The sequence below is a fragment of the Peribacillus sp. R9-11 genome (assembly GCF_031345095.1).
GTDB lineage: Bacteria > Bacillota > Bacilli > Bacillales > DSM-1321 > Peribacillus > Peribacillus butanolivorans.
In genome coordinates, this window is sequence record NZ_CP133763.1 from 2,524,543 (window position 1) to 2,543,905 (window position 19,363).

Consider the following 19,363-nt stretch of genomic DNA (forward strand, 5'->3'; position numbering starts at 1 on the left):
ATGGCTCGCAGAGGATTGTTTCTTATATATACCGGAAATGGGAAAGGGAAAACGACTGCCTCGCTTGGTGTTACTTTACGGGCGATTGGGAGAGGCATGAACGTTAAATTTCTCCAATTTATAAAATCTCCAGAGCGTACATATGGAGAGGCATTGGCTTTAAAGAAATTAGGGGTTGAAATGGAACAACTCGGGATTGGTTTTACATGGACCAAAACACCACAAGAGCATCGGGAGGCACTAACGATTGCTTGGGAAAAAGCAAAACAGGCCCTTTGTGATTCAACCATCGATTTACTGGTTCTGGATGAGTTAAACAATGCGTTAGCCATCTCTAAGTTCCCGATTGAAGATGTCTTGCCACTAGCAGAAGTAATCGATGTGATTCGTAATCGACCCGCTCATATGCATCTAGTCGTTACTGGCAGAGATGCCAAACGGGAACTGATGGATTTGGCGGATTTAGTCTCTAATATTGATGCGACTAAGCATTACTATGAAGAGGGAATCGGCGCTGTCAAAGGATTAGAGTTTTAAGGGGTGAGTCGAATGAAGGCAAGATCCATTATGATACAAGGGACGTCCTCTGATGTAGGGAAAAGTTTGATTTGTACGGCACTGTGCCGGGTTTTTTCCAATAAAGGATTACGAGTCGTACCATTCAAATCGCAAAATATGGCTTTAAATTCGTATGTAACGTTGGATGGCGGTGAAATCGGCCGTGCTCAAGGAGTACAAGCCGAGGCTGCACGTATTACAGCAACCACTGATATGAATCCGATTCTATTAAAACCGAAGCAGGATATGGTTTCAGAAGTCATTGTGCATGGAAAACATTTTCTTGATATGGATGCAAAAAGCTATCGATATCAATTTGTCCAAGAGGCCATGCCCATCGTTCGTAAATCGGTGGAAAAACTTCAGGACGAATATGACATTATCGTTCTTGAAGGAGCAGGAAGTCCAGCTGAAATCAACCTGAAGGACCGAGATATTGCAAATATGCGTATGGCCAAACTTGCAGATGCCTCGGTCATTTTGGTAGCTGACATTGATCGCGGTGGAGTTTTTGCGTCAATTATTGGAACACTTGCCTTATTGGATAAGGATGAACGCGAATGTGTAAAGGGGATTATCATCAATAAATTTCGTGGGATGCGTGAGTTATTGGATGACGGCATTGAATGGGTGGAAAAAGAAACAGGGATTCCAGTCCTCGGTGTACTTCCTTATATAGACGTGAATATTGAAGCGGAAGATTCATTAGCACTATCTTCCTTGCGGTTTAAAAAACCTAAAAAGGCGGAATTTCCAATCGATGTCGCCGTTTTAAGATTGCCTCGTATCTCCAATTTTACAGATGTGGATCCTTTCTTTGATGAACCGGGTGTAGGCGTCAGACTTGTAGGCAGTGTGCACGAATTAGGGAATCCTGACCTGCTTATCTTGCCAGGTACAAAAAACACGATGGAAGATCTAGAGTGGCTGAGAAGAGCAGGACTGGATAGGGCTATCCAAGATTTGCGTGAAAAAGGGACATTAATATTTGGGATATGTGGTGGATTTCAAATGCTTGGTACGAATCTTTTCGATCCTGATGCTGTCGAGGGCTGCGGAGAAAATGCAATAGGACTTTCTCTTCTTCCAGTACAAACCGTTTTTAATGCAGAAAAGAAAACGGTCCAAATGGAAGGTGTTCTTTCTTCAGGGATCATGGAAGGAGAAATGAATCTGACCGGATTTGAGATCCATTTAGGGAGAACATCATTGGACTCTGCACTAGTAAGGCCATTTCTTTTATTGAAGGATGGAAGAGAGGATGGGGCTATTTCTGCAGACAACAAAGTCATTGGAACCTATCTTCATGGGATATTCCATAATCGCTTGTTTACAAGAATGCTAGTTAATCAAATTCGAAGGTCAAAAGGATTAGATGAAGTGAAGGAAAATGTTCAAAGTGACTTAGAGCGAAGAGAAGAAGCTTATAACCTCTTAGCTTCACATTTGGAAGAAAATATAGATATGGATACTATTTATGAATGGCTGCAGTTTGAAACCATGGAAAGTTGAATAGTAGTCTCACCTTATCCATCAAGCTATCGTGAATTATTATCTAAAATAAAGCGCAATTCTTTCCATGTATCATGGAAAGAATTGCGCTTTATTGTATATCGTAAGGATTCAAATGAACTAATATTCTTTCGTTTTTATATTATTTACTTTCGTGAAAATCACATTCACCATTAATTACAGGGTTAAACTTTCTTTTATTTAGTCATATTAAGTGACAGACATATACAAGATATGTTATGTTGGCTTCTCTACATAATTTATAGAATTAAAAGGATGAGGTGTTTGATATGAACAAAACAGAACTAGTGAGTAGTGTAGCAGCACAAGCTGAACTAACAAAAGACGACGCTAAAAAAGTAGTGGATGCATTGTTTGAAACAATCACAACTACGCTTGCTAAAGAGGAAAAAATCCAATTAGTAGGATTTGGAACATTTGAAGTGCGCGACCGTGCAGCTCGTACAGGAAGAAACCCACAAACAGGTGAAGAAATACAAATTGCAGCTAGCAAAGTACCCGCTTTTAAAGCAGGTAAGGAATTAAAAGAAGCTGTAAAATAAAATAAACATGTAGTGAAAAAAACTCTGGAGATGAGAAAAGTCTCCAGAGTTTTTTTATTTAAATAAGTTTCATTTTAAAAGTTTATTCTTTTATTTGCGTTTAATTTAGGCCGTACTAACATTTAGTTATATTGCGCTGAAAAAGGTAGCTATTGAAGTTAAACAGATTTAACAAACGAAGATTTTTAATAAGTACTTATTAGTAAGGTTTATCTCTAGTATATGTTAGGCTATAACAATAAAACAGTAAGCGCTAGAAAAGAAGAAAAGAGGTGAAAAATATGTTTAAAAAAATAATGAAGAAAATTAAGCAGCTTTCCGAAGGCAGCAGCGAGGGAAGACATAGCCATTATCGCCGAGGCAGCAGTAGCAGTAGCAGCAGGGGGTATAAACGGTCTCCAATGAGTGGTAGTAACCGCTATAAACGAAAAGGAGGGAGGAGTAGCAGTTAATACCCCTCCATGAATTAATTTATTTTTCTTTAGATATAAGTGCAGCATGAAGATCTGCTGAAAGTTCACTGATATCTGAATAAGGTTCTTGAATTCTTAATAACCTTTTTAGTAAATGTACGGTTTCTTTTTCTAAAGAAAGTTCTTCTGTCCAAGGAAGAACTTTTTTATTGTTGGAAGAGTAAGTCGTATAAAGTAAATATAAAAGTATGTCTCCTAAATCATAATAGTCCTGCTGTTTCATTTCTAATTCTATTGATGATGAACAAAATGGGTCAACCGAGACAATCTGTTTCGACAGACCAAAGTCGATTAAAAAAGGCTCTTTGTCTTTTAGTAAAATATTTGGAATTCGTAAATCTTGATGGTACATACCATTTTTGTGAAGATAAGCTACTAATTCTAGCAGGTGAGCAAGTAAAAGTAGAGACTCTTTCTCTTTAAAGGTTTTATGATTTAAGAAAATTTGGTCTTCCAAATTGTCCCCTTCAATGTAATTCATTACATAATAAAAATATCCGTTATTTGAAAATTCATCATATAACTTAGGCATACTTTTGTGGTTTAACAAACGCAGAATAGAGATTTCATTTTCAAACAGCTTAATCTCTTTTTTGATACGGCGTTTACTTGGACGAAGCTGTTTGACTACTCTATTCTCATTTGTTTTCAAATCGTTGCAGAGATAAACAATGCCGTAACTTCCAGTTCCTATAACACTTATGACCTCGTATCGATCATACAAAACTGCACCTTTTTTAATAGGTTTATCTACAAAAAACTGAAAGAACTTTCGAATGGAACGCCAAATTGAAACTTTCCTCACCTCTTCATTTACATTGGAGTCATACACACATAGGACAATTATGATTTAAATTAACATTATATTTTCTTGATGCTTTAAAAAACAAAACAGTTTGGAAAAAGAAGCATTATGGTTATCATTTACTTTTCTGATAGTATTTGCTATTTATACCTTGTATAATAATAAAAAGCTTATAAAAAGGAGATATCTGATGACTATGAGGCCACATTTGTCTTTACCTAAAGAATTAGAGAAATTCAGGAAAGACATTGAATCAACTATGCAACCGACTATAAAAATCTCGACATCAACGAACAAGCCGACTTTGTTTGCAAGCAAGTTTGCAGGCTATCCTTATTTACCTAAAAATTTTGAACACCCAATCGATGGAAAAGGGAACTATATGAAACTATTAGCGCAAATCAATTTTGAAGATTTACCACGTGTACTAAATGATATGCCACAAAAAGGTATGTTGCAAATTTTCCTTTCTGGTGACGATGATGTTATGGGGCTTGATTTTAATAATCAAACCAACCAAAAGAATTTCCGGGTCATCTATCATGAAGATATCTTGAAGGAAGGCGAGGTGACAACTGATTTCTCATATATGGCCACTTTTGAAGATGAGCATTTTCCAATTGGAGATGAGGTTAGTCTATCTTTCTCGGTAAATTTTGAAGCCGTTTCTACCTCTGATCGAGCTTTTGATGAATTCTATGGTGAATTAGATTTTGAGGAAATAGTAGGAGAAGATGTAAATGGAGATGAAATTACTCTCTTGGAATTGTATGAAGAAAACCTATCTAATGAGGGTCATAAGATTGGTGGATATGCTTTTTTTACGCAATCTGATCCAAGGGAAGATAGATCTTATAAGCATTATAACGTCTTATTACTACAAATTGATACAGACGATGATAATGAGATTATGTGGGGAGATTGCGGCGTAGCTAACTTCTTCATCAAGGTAGAGGATTTAAAGAAACTTGATTTCTCTAACGTTTTATACAATTGGGATTGTCATTAATACTGGTATTAAGTGTAACGAGTAGAATATTTATTAGATCTCAGGTGTACATATAGATAAATCGTTACTCTGCTATCAAAAATTTAATAGATTGAGATATAAGTTGGAGAAAATCCGATAGATTGAGCAAAAATCATTCTTTTTGAAGGAGTACTAGGTGGCATCACAAAAACAAGTGATGCTGCTTTTCTTATGAGCACTCATATTTTTTAAAAGGTTACTTTCCATATTTGATGTGTTGTAATTGTCCACGCTACACCTTTCATTTGCATTGAATATTATGTATAGTTAGTATTATATGCAAAATAGTTAGAATATTCAAAATAGAGAGAAGGGAAGTTATGAGCTTAACAATCACAGATTTGTTTATCGGACAGATTGCTAGTCTTCAGCGTACTTTTAATGAATCAGATGTAAGGTTATGCAGTGAATTAACAAAAGATTATAGCCCGATTTATCAAGTGAATAAAGAGGAGTGGAGAAGCAATTACAGCAAGCCGATTGTTCCTGGTTTGTTAACAGAAGGGCTTATTACTCAAGTAATAAGTGAAAAACTCCCTGGCAGTGCCTGTATTTTACTACAAAAGGAATTAGTGTTTTACCATCCTGTACATATAGGAGATATGATTTCGGCTGAGCTGGAGGTTATTGACATTAATTTAAATAGAGATTGGGTGACACAAAAGGTGACTTGCTATAATCAAGCAGGAATTGAAGTTATTAAAGGACAAGTTGTGATATTAGTTTTAACTAATCAAGATGTTAGGTGATGTGAATGGAAAACGTTAAAAACGTTAAAAGAAATTGGGGATCAATTGAAGTCGATGAAAACGGAAAAGTTATAGGCGCCAGTGCTGATTTTTATGAGCATTTCACTATAATACCGACTGATTTGATAGGGGAGTCCATTGCGAAGGTCATTCACACTTCTACGAATAATTCTTTGAAAAATCCTGATAAAAAACATGTGTTTCCCGGTGTGATCTCAGGACACTCTTGTTTTATTAGAACTATTCGAAAAAAAAGCATTACCATTTATAATGTAATCATCCGACAAGAAGAGCTTGAATACGCTGATTTAGTATATTATGCAAATTCCTTGGATAGGCATAAAGCTAAGAGGAAAACTGGAAGTAAAAGTCGATATGGCTTTGAAGAGATTGTTGGAAAAAGCCAAGCGATTGAACGGATAAAAGAGCTGGCAGCTAGAATTGCTACCAGTAGTTCAACAGTGCTGCTTACCGGAGAAACTGGAACAGGTAAGGAACTGTTTGCTCAAGCGATTCATGGTTTGAGTACAAGAAAATCACACCCGTTTGTTCCGGTCAATTGTGCTGCAATACCAGATGAATTATTTGAATCGGAGATCTTTGGTTATGAAGCTGGGGCATTTAGCGGTGCGAAAAAAGAAGGTAAACCTGGGAAAATAGAATTAGCTCAAAATGGTACCCTTTTTTTAGACGAGATTTCTGAACTGCCTTATCAGGCTCAGGGCAAGCTCTTACGTGTCTTACAGGAAAGGGAAGTAGAAAGACTCGGTGGAACAGGGAGTAAGAATGTCGATATCCGTATTATTGCGGCGACGAACAGAGATCTAAAAACCCTTATTCAAGAAGGGAAATTCCGGCAAGATTTATATTACCGTCTTTATGTTTTTGAATTGAAAATTCCTTCATTAAGAGAACGGCCGGAAGATATTCTTCCGTTAGCTTATTATTTTATCGATTATTTTAATAACAAATTAGGGTGTAACGTTAGAGAAATTGAGCCTAAACTCCAAGAATGGCTGTCCAATTATAGCTGGCCCGGAAACGTTCGTGAATTTAAAGCAATTATCGAACGAGGTATGAATATCGTAGAGGGACGGACTTTAACATTGGACTCTTTATATTTTACACCTAATTTAACTTTGCATGATAAGGTAGAGGAACTGGGGATTTCTTACTCAAGTAGCTTGGATGAGGTGGTCGGGAAAGCTGAGATATCTGCTATTCAGCGTGCGTTAACAGAGTCGGATGGAGATCGTTCTTTAGCCGCTCAAAAGCTGAAAATTCATATTGCGAGCTTATATAGAAAAATTGCGAAGTACAAGCTGAAATAACGTTACTATAAAGTTGATAAGTGAAATATAAATCAAGTTAACCTTTGAACACACTTTAGAAGTGTGTCTTTTTTTTGATTTCGCATATTTGATTTGCAAGATTGCGAAAAAAATTAAAAATGCGAAAACGATATTAAATGAAGCCTGATATGCAGCAAAAATAAGTTGGCACACAACTTGCAATATTAGATTGACAAAGGATGAAGTTACTTAACTTAGATCATAAGATAGCCCGTGAATAGATTGTTTTGTAACTTCGTTAAACATAACAAAGGAGGTAATAATATGTTGAATTTTTCCTTTACAGAAGAACAAGATTATTTTCGTAAAATGTTGAAAGAATTTGCGAAGGAGGAACTGCTTCCTCACTATACAAAGTGGGATCGAGAAGAGATTACTCCAAGACACTTGTGGAAAAAGCTTGGGGAGTTAGGCGTAAATGGCCTGCGGATTCCAGTTGAGTATGGCGGTAGCGGTGCCGACTGTGTGACAACGGGGATTGCTGCGGAGGAGATAGGACGAGGTGATTTCAATCTAACCTATGCTGTGATGTTGAATGCGTTAATAGGTGAAATTATCAATAATCACGCTAGAGAGGAATTGAAAAAAGAATGGCTTCCCAAAATTGCGAGCGGGGAAAAAATTATCGGCATCGCTATTACAGAACCATCGGCAGGGACGGATGCAGGCGGGATTAAAACAACAGCAGTACATAAAGGGAATGTATATGTTCTTAATGGAGAAAAGTCAGGAATTAGCGTAGCTACATGTGGAGATGCCTTTGTTATATTTGCAAAAACAGAACCTGAATTAGGAAATCGGGGAATTAGCGCTTTTATAGTTCCTGCCAATCTTCCAGGAGTTGAATGCAAAGGTTACAAAGACATGGGTAATATTCCAATTAGCAGAGGTTCTATCTATTTAAACGATGTAGAAGTTCCAGAAGAGTATATGATCGGTCTTCAGAATAAAGGCTTTTCCCAGGTGATGAATGGGTTTGATCTAAGCCGGCTCTTAATTGGATTGCAATGTGTTGGGGCTGCCTCACAAAGTATTGATGAGACCATCGAACATGTGAAAGTTAGACATTCTTTTAACAAGCCGTTGGCAACGTATCAAGGAGTTTCATTCCCAATAGTGACTCACTATACTCAGTTAGAGCTTGTGAAGTGGCAAGCCTATCGAGGACTTTGGCTTCGTGATCAAGGGTTGAACCATAGTAAAGAATCAGCTTCAGTAAAATGGTTAGGTCCAAAATATAGTGTAGATGCCATTCATGAATGTTTACTGTTGAACGGCCACTATGCTTATACGAAGGAAATGCCGCTAGAGCAACGTTTACGTGACGTCATTGGTTTAGAAATTGGTGATGGAACTGCTCAAGCCAATATGATGGTCATTGCAAAAGACATTATTGGAAAAGAATTCCGATCATATTAAACTAGAGGATTGTAGTGTATGGAAAAGGTAAATTGCTATTTTATCGGTCAAATTGCAAGAGTGCAAAGAACCTTTACAGAGGATGATGTGAAGCGCTGGAGTTTGTTAACGCAGGATTTCAATGATGTCTATGACCCGGAATTTTTCAGTAAAGATTTAGGTCGCTCACTGGTCCCAGGAATTTTAAGCGAAGGTCTCCTAACAGAGGCAATCAGTAAAGAGTTGCCAGGTGGATCATGTGTCATTATACAAAAGGAATTAGTGTTCATACATCCAGTTCAAATCGACAACACGATTACAGCAGAGATAGAGATTATTGATGTGAATGTACAGCGAAATTGGATCACAATAAAAGTTCGATGTAGGAATGAACTTCGTATTGACGTGATTCAAGGGAAAATTATTCTGAAACTATTATGACAATGGAGGGATTAATACGATGGAATTAACAGATGTTTTATATGAAAAAACCAATGGGATTGCAAAGATTACAATGAATCGGCCTAAAGTCTACAATGCTTTTCGTGCAAGAACAGTTCAAGAATTAATTTGGACCTTCCGTGATGCTTGGGACGATAACCGTATTGGCGCGGTAATCTTGACAGGAGCTGGAGAGAAGGCATTTTGTGTCGGTGGAGATCAAAAAGAAAAAGGAGAAGAAGGTGGATATGATTATTCTGGAGGTTTAGGGGGAGGGATGGGGTTGGAAATTGAAAATCTACACCAAACAATCCGCAATATCCCAAAGCCTGTTATTGCAGCGGTTAATGGATTTGCTATTGGAGGTGGGCATGTCCTTCATGTCGTTTGTGATTTAACGATTGCATCTGAAACGGCAAAATTCGGCCAGAGTGGGCCTAAGGTAGGAAGTTATGATGCCGGATTTGGTTCTGCTTATCTAGCCCGAATTGTCGGTGAAAAGAAAGCAAGGGAAATCTGGTATTTGTGTGAACAATACACTGCACAAGAAGCAAAAGAAATGGGACTTGTGAACAAAATCGTTCCCGCAGAACAACTGCAACAAGCAGCAGAAGAATGGGCGGAAAAGATTCTCGAGAAGAGCCCGACAGCGCTTAAAATGCTTAAATACTCCTTTAATGCTGATAGTGCAAACATCCAAGGGATTTCTCAGCTATCGATGGGCAGTCTAGCGATGTTTTACAACACGCAAGAATCGGAAGAAGGAAAGAATGCTTTCCTAGAAAAGCGGCCAGTAGATTTTAAAAAGTTCAGAAGGTAATGAGGGGGATGGAAACTAGTGAAATTGGATACGATTTTGAGTCAAGAATATGTGGAAAAATATCAATGTATTTGGCCAAATCGAACGATTTTAGATTATTTAAATGATGCGATAGAGAATGATCCAGATAAAATAGCGATTATTGATAAAAAAAGCCGTTTTACTTACAAGGAACTCGGTAAGTTGGTTGATCGAATCGCTTTAGGCCTTTTGAATATAGGATTGGGAAAAGGAGATGTTATCTCTTTTCAACTGCCTAATTGGAATGAGTTCATTATCCTTCATTATGCGGTTACAAGGATAGGCGCCATAAGCAATCCCTTAATTCCGATTTATCGTGATCGGGAAATTGGCTATATGGTCGAAATGGCAGAGTCTAAAATGATCGTTGTTCCAGATAGTTTCCGAGGTTTTTATTATCCTGCCATGATTGAGAGGCTAAGCCATAAATGGCCTTCATTAGAACATATTTATGTGATAGGGGACGAAGTGCCGAATGGGATGAAATCTTTCTCTTCTTTGCTTGAGGAACCTTGGGAAGAGCGGATGGATGCATCCATTTTGGATGAAATCATACATGACCCAAATGATGTTACCGAAATTATCTTTACATCGGGAACGACGGGGAGTCCAAGGGAGTCATGCATACACATAATACTCTTTGTGTATCAACGAATTACTGGATTGACCATTTACATTTAACATCCGATGACGTCCTATTCATGGCGTCAACATTTGCTCATCAAACTGGATTTGGTTATGGGGTGAGGCTACCAACTCATTTTGGGGGTACAGGTGTTTATCAAGACATTTGGAATCCGAATGAATTTATTGAATGGATTGAGAAGGAGAAGATAACGTTTACAGCGGGTGCGACTCCCTTTCTGCAAGATATGATTCAAATGGAGGGAATAGAAACGTACAATCTTAACTCATTCCAAGTCTTTGTAGCTTTAGGCGCCCCGATTCCAAGGCAGTTGGTGAAAGACGCGGCAGAAAAAGTACGGTTCAAAATATTGTCAGGATGGGGACAAACAGAAGATGGCCTAGTGACCTTGACGAGACTTGAAGATTCAGCAGAAAAACTGACAAATACCGATGGGGTTCCATTTCCGGAAATGGAGTTGAAAGTAGTGAATTTTGAAGGAAAGATCTGCGCTCCAAATGAAGAAGGTGATTTACTTGCTAGGGGTCCTGCCCTATTTGTCGGGTATTTGAAGAGGATTGATGACACCATTGCAGAACATAAGGACGGATGGTTCATTACCGGTGATCGAGCAATTATGGATGAAGAAGGATATATCAGGATTTCTGGAAGAAACAAAGACATTATCATTCGTGGAGGTGAAAATATACCAGTCGCTTACGTAGAAAACGTATTATATGAACACCCGGATATTTCAAGCGTGCAGGTCATTGCTGTACCAGATGTTAGGCTTCAGGAAAAAGCATGTGCATGTATCAGCGTAAGACCAGGGAAGAGCCCGATTACAATGGAATCATTAAAGAAATTTCTATATGAAAAAGGTTTGGCCAAACAATATTGGCCAGAACAACTTGAAATCATGGATGATTTTCCGCGTACTCCTAGCGGGAAAATCCAGAAGTTCCGTCTTCGGGAAATGATAAACGAAAAGATACAAGACAAAATATAGGACCAGTTAATGTAACCACATAGCAATTTCATGATAAAAATGGAGGGATTTATGATGAATAACCGAGTAGCATTTATCACTGGAGCAGGAAGCGGAATTGGTAGAGAGATTGCTAAAACATTAGCCTCTCGAAATATGAACATTGTTGTGGCCGATATCAATAGTAAAAACGCAGAAGAAACTGTTTCTTTAATTGAGCAAGCGGGTTATGAAGCTAAGGCCGTCTATTGTGATGTAACGAGTTTAGAGAGTGTGAAAAAAGCAGTTGAAGAATCAGTGAGCCTTTATCAAAAGATTGATGTATTGGTTAATAATGCAGGATGGGACAAAGTAGAACCTTTCCTAAAAAGTGATCCAAGCACTTGGAAAAGGATTATCGATATTAATTTACTGGGTCAAGTTCATACTTGTAAGGAAATTTTACCGCTTATGATTGAAAACGGTTACGGAAAGGTAGTCAATATTGCGTCGGATGCAGCAAGAATTGGATCTAGCGGTGAGGCCGTCTATTCGGCTGCTAAGGGTGGGGTCATTGCGTTCACGAAAACAATAGCAAGAGAAATGGCACGTCATAAGCTTAACATCAATTGTATTGCGCCAGGTCCAGCCGACACGCCTTTATTTCAAGAAATTGGTTCTTACAATGAAGGAATAGCTGGAGCTTTGGAGAAAGCGATTCCGTTCCGTCGTTTAGCTCAACCAGAAGATATTGCCGGTGCTGTGGCCTATTTTGTTTCGGAAGAAGCAGGATATGTAACTGGGCAAACTCTTTCCGTCAATGGCGGCTTAACCATGGTTTGACTTTATGAAACTGATTAAATGGTAATCACAAAAAGTAAAACTATAGCCTGAAAATATTTCTTAGGATTTTTAATCACCCAGTGGGTCAAATAGGTTGATTTTGTTTGATTTGATAGCCATTTGTATTATTTCGAAGCTTAGGAGAATAGTATCCTCCTAAATGTAAAAGAAATCGGGTTAAGGAATTAAACCTAATACCAATAGAAGGGGGAGAAAATACCGTGAATTTTGAATTTTCAGACGATATCAAAATTTTAAAACAAGGAATCCGAGAATTTATTGATAACGAAGTAGAACCACATGCCATGTTAATTGAAGAAAGCAATGAAATCCCAGAAATCATTATGGGGAAATCGAAAGAAATGGGACTGTTTGGCCTTAGCATTCCTGTAGAATATGGTGGGTTAGGCATTGATATGGTAGGGAAATGCGCCATTCTAGAGGAGTTGGGAAGAACACATAACGGTTATACAACAGTAATAGGCGGACATACGGGAATTGGCGGCGTTGGAATTGTAGAGATGGGAAATGAAGAACAAAAACGCAGATATTTACCTGACATGGCATCAGGTGACAGAATTGGCGCTTTTGCTTTAACTGAACCAAGCGCAGGTTCACATGCCTCAAATCTGAAAACAACAGCGGTTAAAAAGGGTGAAAAGTATATCCTGAATGGAAGCAAACATTACATTACTAATGCTCCAATCGCAGATGTGTTTACAGTAATGGCTGTTACAGATCCTTCTAAGGGTGCAAAAGGAATCACATCTTTTATCGTCGAAAAAGACTCCCCAGGATTTCAACTAGGAAAAATCGAACGGAAAATGGGCCTTCATGGTTCACATTCTTCTGAAATTTTCTTTGAGGATTGTGAAGTTCCAGTTGAGAATGTATTGGGTGAAGAGGGGCAAGGGTATATGAATGCCCTGAAAATCTTGGCGAATGGACGTGCAGGAATGGCAGCACGAAACCTAGGGTCGTGTGAAAAATTACTTGAGATGTCGATTGATTTTGCTCATATGAGAATTCAGTTCGACAAACCAATCTTCGAACAACAAATTATTCAACATTACTTGGCAGATATGGCATTAGATACAGAAGCCCTTCGATCCATGACCTATCGCGTTGCGTGGATGGTTGATCAAAAAAAGAACGTCATTAAAAATGCGGCTATGGTCAAGTTACTTGGTTCAGAAACGTATAATCGTGTAGCTGATAAGGCTCTCCAAATTCATGGAGGGATTGGTTACATTTCTGAATATCCCATTGAACGTTTTTATCGTGATGCACGTATTACGAGAATTTATGAAGGTACATCCGAAATCCAAAAGAATATCATAGCGGCTCAGCTTCATAAACAGTACCAACGATAATTAGGAAAGCAGGATTAATAGTAAAATAAACTTTGCTTAAGGTTAATAGAGAATATTTTTTATGTGATTAAGTTCGATTTCCAAAGAGTATGTTAGGCGATTTTTTATTTAACATATCGTTGGATTTTATACATTACTAAAAAAAACTTTATTTAATAAGTTTGACAATTAGATTGAACGTGTTAATATAAAGGCAAATGAACTAAATATACAATTTGTACCACTAGGGGTGCTTTACAGGTAAAAGTCAATTTTACCGCAGAAGCTGAGATTAAAGTATAACTTTAAGACCCTTAGAACCTGATCTGGTTTACACCAGCGTAGGGAAGTGGGGTCATGAAACAATACGTTTATGTATTATTTCAAGTACAACCACTTTCTTTACGTCGGTAAAGGAAGTGGTTTTTTATTTGCTCAAAAGAGGTGATTATAGGTTACCAATCATTATTTATCCAGTTTCATTGCTTAATAAAATACAAATTTGGAGGTATAGAAAATGAAATTTTCAGAGGTCATTCGTAAAGAAGTAGATCATATTTGGGAAGCAAGCTTCAATCACCCGTTTGTTAGAGGAATTGGAGATGGCACATTGCCAGTAGAGTGTTTTCGTTTTTATGTCATGCAAGATGCATATTATTTATCTCACTTTGCTAGAGTTCAAGCTTTAGGTGCAGTCAAAGCAACAGATTTACATACAACTAGTCGACTAGCAAGCCATGCACAAGGAACATATGAAGCTGAATTAAAGCTTCATGAAAATTTTTCTGAGAGATTAGGTATTACAGAAGAAGAAAGGAAAAACTTTAAGCCTGCTCCTACTGCCTATGCCTACACATCCCATATGTATCGTGCCGCGTATTCTGGCCATTTAGGGGATGTGATTGCGGCCATCTTACCGTGTTACTGGCTGTACTATGAAATAGGTGAAAAACTGCAAGGGTGTATACCTGATGAGCCAATTTATCAAGAGTGGATTGCGGCATACGGAGGAGAATGGTTCCGTACGTTGGTAGAAGAACAAATCGCGAGACTTGATGAGATCGCTGAAAAAGTAACGGAAGAAGACAAAGAAAGAATGAAAGAGCATTTTATCCTTAGCAGTCAATATGAATACTCATTTTGGGAAATGGCTTATCGCTTAGAAACTTGGCCAGTGCATAAGGAAACATTAGAAGTATAAAGGAGATTGACAATGAGAAAAGGGTTGAAATTAACGGATATTTTAGTCACAATCGTGATTGCCGTCGCATTTGGAATAGTTTATATCCTTTGGGGATCGATATATTATTCCGTTAAACCATTAGGGTTACATGTAGATCAATTAATTTATGGAATGTGGTTTATAGCAGGGCCCGTTGCTTTTTTAGTTATGAGGAAACCGGGTGTGGCTCTGTTGGCAGAAATCGCGGCAGCGTCCGGTGAATTCTTTTTAGGTTCACCGTGGGGATTAACCGTACTCTTATATGGAGTTGTACAAGGAGTATTCGCGGAACTGGTGTTTATGGCGTTCAGGTATAAAAAGTTTAATATGTCGGTTGCTGTATTAGCGGCGATAGCTTCATGTGTAGGATCGGTCCTCATGGATTTTGCATACGGAGAAATTGGTGCCCTCTCTCTTTGGAATTTACTATTATTTATGATTGCAAGATTTATCGGGTCAATTTTCTTTGCTGGTGTATTTGCTTACTATCTAGTAAAAGTATTAGAAGCAACAGGAGTAACTAATCTAGTTCGTCCAGTATCAAGTAAGGATTATGCTGCACTGGATCAAAAGTAGAGGTTGATAAGTATGGAACGAATAGCTCTTGTTGAAAAGTTAAGATTGAAGTTTCCCGGTGATGAGTCCTTGATATTCAAGGACTTATCCGTCTCGTTTGATAAAGGTGAAAAAGTTCTATTGTTGGGACCGTCCGGATGTGGAAAGTCTACACTTTTGCAAGTGTTAAGTGGGCTGATCCCACATTCCATTGAAGTCCCGATGAAAGCGAAAGAACTGGAGAGCCCTTCTTCATGGGGATATGTTTTTCAAGACCCAGATAGTCAGTTTTGTATGCCATTTGCAGATGAAGAAATTGCCTTCGTCCTTGAAAACCTTTCCGTTCCTAAGCAGCAAATGAATGAAAGGATTCACAATCATATCCGGCAGGTAGGATTACACTTAGATGATATCCATACAAGTATTGATACATTATCAGGCGGGATGAAACAGCGTTTAGCGATTGCGTCAGTATTGGCACTTGAACCTGAAGTGATATTTTTAGATGAACCAACCGCTATGCTTGATCCGGTTGGAACAAAAGAAATTTGGGGTGTTTTAAAGGAAATTGGCAAAGACAAGACCGTTATTATCGTTGAACATAAAATTGACCATGTTTTAGAATTTATCGAACGAATAGTGCTTTTTAACGATAACGGTCAAATCATTGCTGATGGTCCCAAAGACAACATTCTTTCATTATACAAAAACAAAATGAAAGAACATGGAATCTGGTTCCCTGGTGTTTGGGATGAGTATATTCATGACCATGCACCCATTCGTGAACAAACGGAAGTTAATGATGGCGGTACCATTATGCAAATGCAAGGTTTTAGAGGTTTCCGAAAAAAGGAAGAAAAAATTATGGTTGAAGAGCTGCAGATCCACTCAGGGGAATGGATTGTCATCAGCGGAGAAAATGGAGCGGGCAAGAGTACGCTTTTGCATGCACTGATGCAGTTCATTAAAACGAATGGTTATTATGATTTGATGGGAACCTCGATTAAAAAGGTGAAAAATCTAACAGATTACATGACGTTTGTCTTTCAAAATCCTGAGTTTCAATTCGTTGCGAATTCTGTATATGAAGAAATCGCTTATTCATTACGAATTGACAAAAAGCCTCCAAAAGAAATAGAAGAGAGAGTTCATGCACTGCTTGAAGTGTTCCACCTTACGGCCCATCGCGATAAACATCCTTTTCAATTATCGATGGGTCAAAAGCGGCGATTAAGTGTAGCGGCTTCAATAGTGAAAGAAAAAAAGATCATTCTTTTAGATGAGCCTACCTTTGGCCAAGATTCGAAAAATACCTTTGCCTTACTGGAATGGTTCGAGGAATATCGAAAGCGGGGTATTACAGTGATTATGGTAACCCATGATGATCATATTTCAAAAAACTTTGCAACTAGGATCTGGACGGTTAAGGATGGGAAAGTAATTAGTGATGAAAAGATTAGCAAGCAACTAGCGTTTTTAGAGACCGAAGTTTTATCACTATAGAAGGGGTGTCATGTAAGTGAATGTTTCGAGTGCAGAAACATGGCTCCATAAGATTAATCCAAGCCTTAAGCTTTTTGTATTAATTGTGTTATGTATGGTGGCGTTATTTATTAAAGACCTAAATTATATGATTAACGTTACCATGGGTGTTTTACTCTTATTTTTGTGTTTTTCCGGTCATCCGATAAAACGTATTTTACTCCTATCAATTCCTTTTTGTTTCATTTTTTTATCTACTTCTTCTGCAATGATATTATTCGGACAAGGGGAAACACTTTGGTTTAAGTGGGGACTCATTTCGATTACGGAAGAGAGTTTCATGAGGGGATTATTGGTTGGCTTTCGAGCCTTGCTTTTTGCGGTACTTGGATTAACTTTTTCGTTAACGACGAGACCTGTCAACCTGTTTTATTCCTTAATGCAGCAAGTTAAGCTTAAACCTAAATATGCTTATAGTTTCATGGCGGCGTTAAGGCTTATTCCTATCATGTTGGAGGAATTTCAAACGATACGGAATGCGATGAGGGTACGTGGCGTCGAAAGGAAAAAAGGAATAAGATCCGTATATTTTAAAATGAAAGCCTACTCCATTCCGTTGTTATCCGGAAGTATTAGACGGGCTCACCGGATTGCGGTTGCGATGGAGGCCAAACGATTTTCAGATACCAGGAATCGAACATACTATTATGAATTTGGGTTTTCTAAAAATGACCATGGGTTCATTCTGTATTTTGTCATCTTGTTGTTGGCAGGGTTTTATCTATCTGTCCAATTTCCGTATTTATCAATTTGATTAAAGAAGAATTGATTATTATCGTTAAGGAGTTCTTAGTATGAATGCACAAGAATTGCATATTATTTCTACTGGGAAACAGCCAATTGAAAAGTTTGTTGAGATTGCTTCAAACATTCAGGATTATGTTGATTTCTTTTATCTTAGAGAAAAGCAGATGAGTGCGTCACAACTCTATAAAGCTGTGACCTTATTACATGAAAAAAAGATTCCGTTGTCTAAAATCATTATTAATGACCGAGTGGATGTAGCTTGGGCTATGAAGGTTTTTGGTGTGCAATTGGCTTTTCATAGTTTAGATGTCAGAGTCGTAAAGCAAGCATTTCCAGAAATCAGGGTTGGGAGCTCTATTCATTCCTTTGATGAAGCAAAGGCTGCTTTCCATAATGGAGCCAATTACGCGATTTATGGCCATATTTTCGAAACAAACTCAAAACGAGGTCTCGCTCCTAAGGGAGTAGAGGAGCTTCAAAAAATCACGATGAATATCAAACTACCTATTATTGCAATAGGTGGAATAACACCATCTAATAGTCAACTTGTACTAAATTCAGGTGCACAAGGGATCGCGGTTATGTCAGGTGTTCTAGAAGCGGAAAATCCAATAAAATCTGCAAAAGAGTATGCAAGGTCTTTAGGAAAGGAGATATAAGATGAATTCCATATATGATGCGATCATTGTAGGTGGTGGTGTAATTGGAGGGTCTATTGCTTATCAATTAGCTAAACGAGGTAAAAAAGTCCTTTTATTAGAGAAAGATAGACTTGCTAGTAAAGCATCTAGTGCAGCTGCCGGGATGTTAGGAGCGCAATCCGAGTTAGAATCTGATAACCCGCTTTTTACATTAGCAAGACAAAGCAGGGGGATGTTTCCCGAGCTGTCGGAAGAATTAAAAGACATAAGCGGGATTGATATTGAATTAGTTAACAAAGGAATGTTTAAGGTAGCACTTACTAGTGAACAAGAATCAGATTTGAAGAACATGATCAAAATCCAGCAAAAAGCCGGGCTTGAGGCGGAATGGTTTACAACTGCTGAAATAAGAAAAAAGGAGCCTCTTCTTTCTGATGAGATTAGAGGTGGTATGTATATTCCAAAGGATGGACAAGTTTCGGCCTCTAGGTTGTCGCTCGCTTTTACTAAATCTGCTGCTGCTCTAGGCGCTGATATAAAGGAATATGTACATGTTTCTGATTTGATTATTGAAAACGCGTGTGTAAGAGGTGTGGTCACTAATATAGGAGAATTTTTTAGTGAAAATGTAATAGTAGCAAGTGGAGCATGGAGCAATTTTCTTCTAGAAAAGGCCGGGGTAAAGCTTGATACATATCCCGTAAAAGGCGAGTGCTTTTCAGTTTTGACTAATCGTCCATTGCTTGAAAAAACGATTTTTTCACATGGGTGCTATCTTGTACCTAAAGTTGGCGGGAGAATCATTGTTGGTGCGACGGTTAAAGCTCACACTTTTGACCAAAAGGTAAGTATCGAAGGAATTTCAACATTAATAGAAAAGGCAACACATCTGCTTCCAGCACTTAAAGAAACGGAGTGGGAAAAAGCATGGGCTGGAATACGTCCTCAAACAGGAGATGGCCTACCTTACTTTGGAGAACATCCAGCATACAATGGACTTTTTATTGCAACGGGTCACTTTAGGAATGGAATTCTACTATCTCCTATTACGGGTGTACTTATAGCAGATATAGTTGAAAGAAAGGCAAATTCTGAATGGTCTGCTTTTCGAGTGGATCGTTCGATAAATACAATTTTTTCATAATAG

The 19,363-nt window shown here is 38.1% G+C and carries 20 protein-coding genes, 1 pseudogene and 1 riboswitch; of the genes and pseudogenes, 20 read left to right on the plus strand and 1 reads right to left on the minus strand.

All coding sequences use genetic code 11. The features are described 5' to 3' along the window. From RE409_RS12270 to RE409_RS12285, 4 genes are all read left to right on the plus strand, one after another. The gene (locus tag RE409_RS12270; RefSeq protein ID WP_201180801.1) at positions 1 to 537 is read left to right on the plus strand and encodes a cob(I)yrinic acid a,c-diamide adenosyltransferase; all 537 of its coding nucleotides are present in this window, start codon (positions 1 to 3) and stop codon (positions 535 to 537) included. Positions 538 to 549: 12 nt separating this feature from the next. Then, on the plus strand, positions 550 to 2,070 hold the full coding sequence (locus RE409_RS12275; RefSeq protein ID WP_201183289.1) for a cobyric acid synthase: 1,521 nt from the start codon (positions 550 to 552) through the stop codon (positions 2,068 to 2,070). A 290-nt stretch (positions 2,071 to 2,360) separates the two neighbouring features. Beyond that, positions 2,361 to 2,633 (plus strand): HU family DNA-binding protein, encoded by a 273-nt coding sequence (locus tag RE409_RS12280; protein ID WP_061462953.1) that lies wholly within the window; start codon positions 2,361 to 2,363, stop codon positions 2,631 to 2,633. Positions 2,634 to 2,914: 281 nt separating this feature from the next. Further along, a complete protein-coding gene (locus RE409_RS12285) occupies positions 2,915 to 3,085 on the plus strand; it encodes a hypothetical protein (protein WP_309559053.1) in 171 nt (56 codons plus the stop codon). A gap of 19 nt (positions 3,086 to 3,104) precedes the next feature. Here RE409_RS12285 and RE409_RS12290 read toward each other — a convergent pair whose 3' ends face one another. After that, entirely contained in the window at positions 3,105 to 3,938 is an 834-nt protein-coding gene (locus tag RE409_RS12290; protein ID WP_309559054.1) for a protein kinase domain-containing protein, read from the minus strand. 163 nt (positions 3,939 to 4,101) lie between these two features. Here RE409_RS12290 and RE409_RS12295 point away from each other — a divergent pair, with 163 nt between their 5' ends. The 16 genes and pseudogenes from RE409_RS12295 (at position 4,102) to thiO (ending at position 19,360) form a co-directional block, all read left to right on the plus strand. Continuing rightward, the gene (locus RE409_RS12295) at positions 4,102 to 4,920 is read left to right on the plus strand and encodes a YwqG family protein (protein ID WP_201254721.1); all 819 of its coding nucleotides are present in this window, start codon (positions 4,102 to 4,104) and stop codon (positions 4,918 to 4,920) included. A gap of 341 nt (positions 4,921 to 5,261) precedes the next feature. After that, positions 5,262 to 5,690 carry a hotdog family protein gene (locus RE409_RS12300; protein ID WP_053345859.1) on the plus strand — a complete coding sequence of 143 codons (429 nt, stop codon included), beginning with the start codon at positions 5,262 to 5,264 and terminating at the stop codon, positions 5,688 to 5,690. Between the two features lie 5 nt (positions 5,691 to 5,695). Further along, on the plus strand, positions 5,696 to 7,021 hold the full coding sequence (locus tag RE409_RS12305; RefSeq protein WP_201254722.1) for a sigma-54 interaction domain-containing protein: 1,326 nt from the start codon (positions 5,696 to 5,698) through the stop codon (positions 7,019 to 7,021). A 285-nt stretch (positions 7,022 to 7,306) separates the two neighbouring features. Beyond that, the gene (locus RE409_RS12310; protein WP_201254617.1) at positions 7,307 to 8,461 is read left to right on the plus strand and encodes an acyl-CoA dehydrogenase family protein; all 1,155 of its coding nucleotides are present in this window, start codon (positions 7,307 to 7,309) and stop codon (positions 8,459 to 8,461) included. Between the two features lie 18 nt (positions 8,462 to 8,479). Beyond that, the gene (locus RE409_RS12315) at positions 8,480 to 8,881 is read left to right on the plus strand and encodes a hotdog family protein (protein WP_201224714.1); all 402 of its coding nucleotides are present in this window, start codon (positions 8,480 to 8,482) and stop codon (positions 8,879 to 8,881) included. A gap of 19 nt (positions 8,882 to 8,900) precedes the next feature. Next, positions 8,901 to 9,701 (plus strand): 1,4-dihydroxy-2-naphthoyl-CoA synthase, encoded by an 801-nt coding sequence (gene menB, locus RE409_RS12320; protein WP_053345862.1) that lies wholly within the window; start codon positions 8,901 to 8,903, stop codon positions 9,699 to 9,701. 51 nt (positions 9,702 to 9,752) lie between these two features. Continuing rightward, positions 9,753 to 10,858, plus strand: a pseudogene (locus tag RE409_RS12325) (AMP-binding protein); the annotation flags it as partial. Between the two features lie 126 nt (positions 10,859 to 10,984). Then, positions 10,985 to 11,356, plus strand: coding sequence for an AMP-binding enzyme (locus RE409_RS12330; protein ID WP_309559268.1), 372 nt, complete (start codon positions 10,985 to 10,987; stop codon positions 11,354 to 11,356). Between the two features lie 54 nt (positions 11,357 to 11,410). Further along, entirely contained in the window at positions 11,411 to 12,157 is a 747-nt protein-coding gene (locus tag RE409_RS12335) for an SDR family NAD(P)-dependent oxidoreductase (protein WP_201180794.1), read from the plus strand. 221 nt (positions 12,158 to 12,378) lie between these two features. Then, positions 12,379 to 13,530, plus strand: coding sequence for an acyl-CoA dehydrogenase family protein (locus RE409_RS12340; protein WP_201224712.1), 1,152 nt, complete (start codon positions 12,379 to 12,381; stop codon positions 13,528 to 13,530). Positions 13,531 to 13,745: 215 nt separating this feature from the next. Continuing rightward, positions 13,746 to 13,874: riboswitch (TPP riboswitch) on the plus strand. A 152-nt stretch (positions 13,875 to 14,026) separates the two neighbouring features. Further along, positions 14,027 to 14,710, plus strand: a complete 684-nt coding sequence (gene tenA / locus RE409_RS12345; RefSeq protein ID WP_053345866.1) for a thiaminase II — start codon at positions 14,027 to 14,029, stop codon at positions 14,708 to 14,710. 12 nt (positions 14,711 to 14,722) lie between these two features. Then, entirely contained in the window at positions 14,723 to 15,307 is a 585-nt protein-coding gene (locus tag RE409_RS12350) for an ECF transporter S component (RefSeq protein WP_201180790.1), read from the plus strand. A 12-nt stretch (positions 15,308 to 15,319) separates the two neighbouring features. Then, complete coding sequence (locus RE409_RS12355) at positions 15,320 to 16,789, plus strand: ABC transporter ATP-binding protein (RefSeq protein WP_201224711.1); 1,470 nt, start codon at positions 15,320 to 15,322, stop codon at positions 16,787 to 16,789. Between the two features lie 16 nt (positions 16,790 to 16,805). After that, on the plus strand, positions 16,806 to 17,582 hold the full coding sequence (locus tag RE409_RS12360; protein ID WP_309559055.1) for an energy-coupling factor transporter transmembrane component T family protein: 777 nt from the start codon (positions 16,806 to 16,808) through the stop codon (positions 17,580 to 17,582). Positions 17,583 to 17,622: 40 nt separating this feature from the next. Then, entirely contained in the window at positions 17,623 to 18,234 is a 612-nt protein-coding gene (gene tenI / locus RE409_RS12365; protein WP_201224710.1) for a thiazole tautomerase TenI, read from the plus strand. Position 18,235: 1 nt separating this feature from the next. After that, a complete protein-coding gene (gene thiO / locus RE409_RS12370) occupies positions 18,236 to 19,360 on the plus strand; it encodes a glycine oxidase ThiO (protein ID WP_201180785.1) in 1,125 nt (374 codons plus the stop codon). Positions 19,361 to 19,363 lie beyond the last annotated feature (3 nt).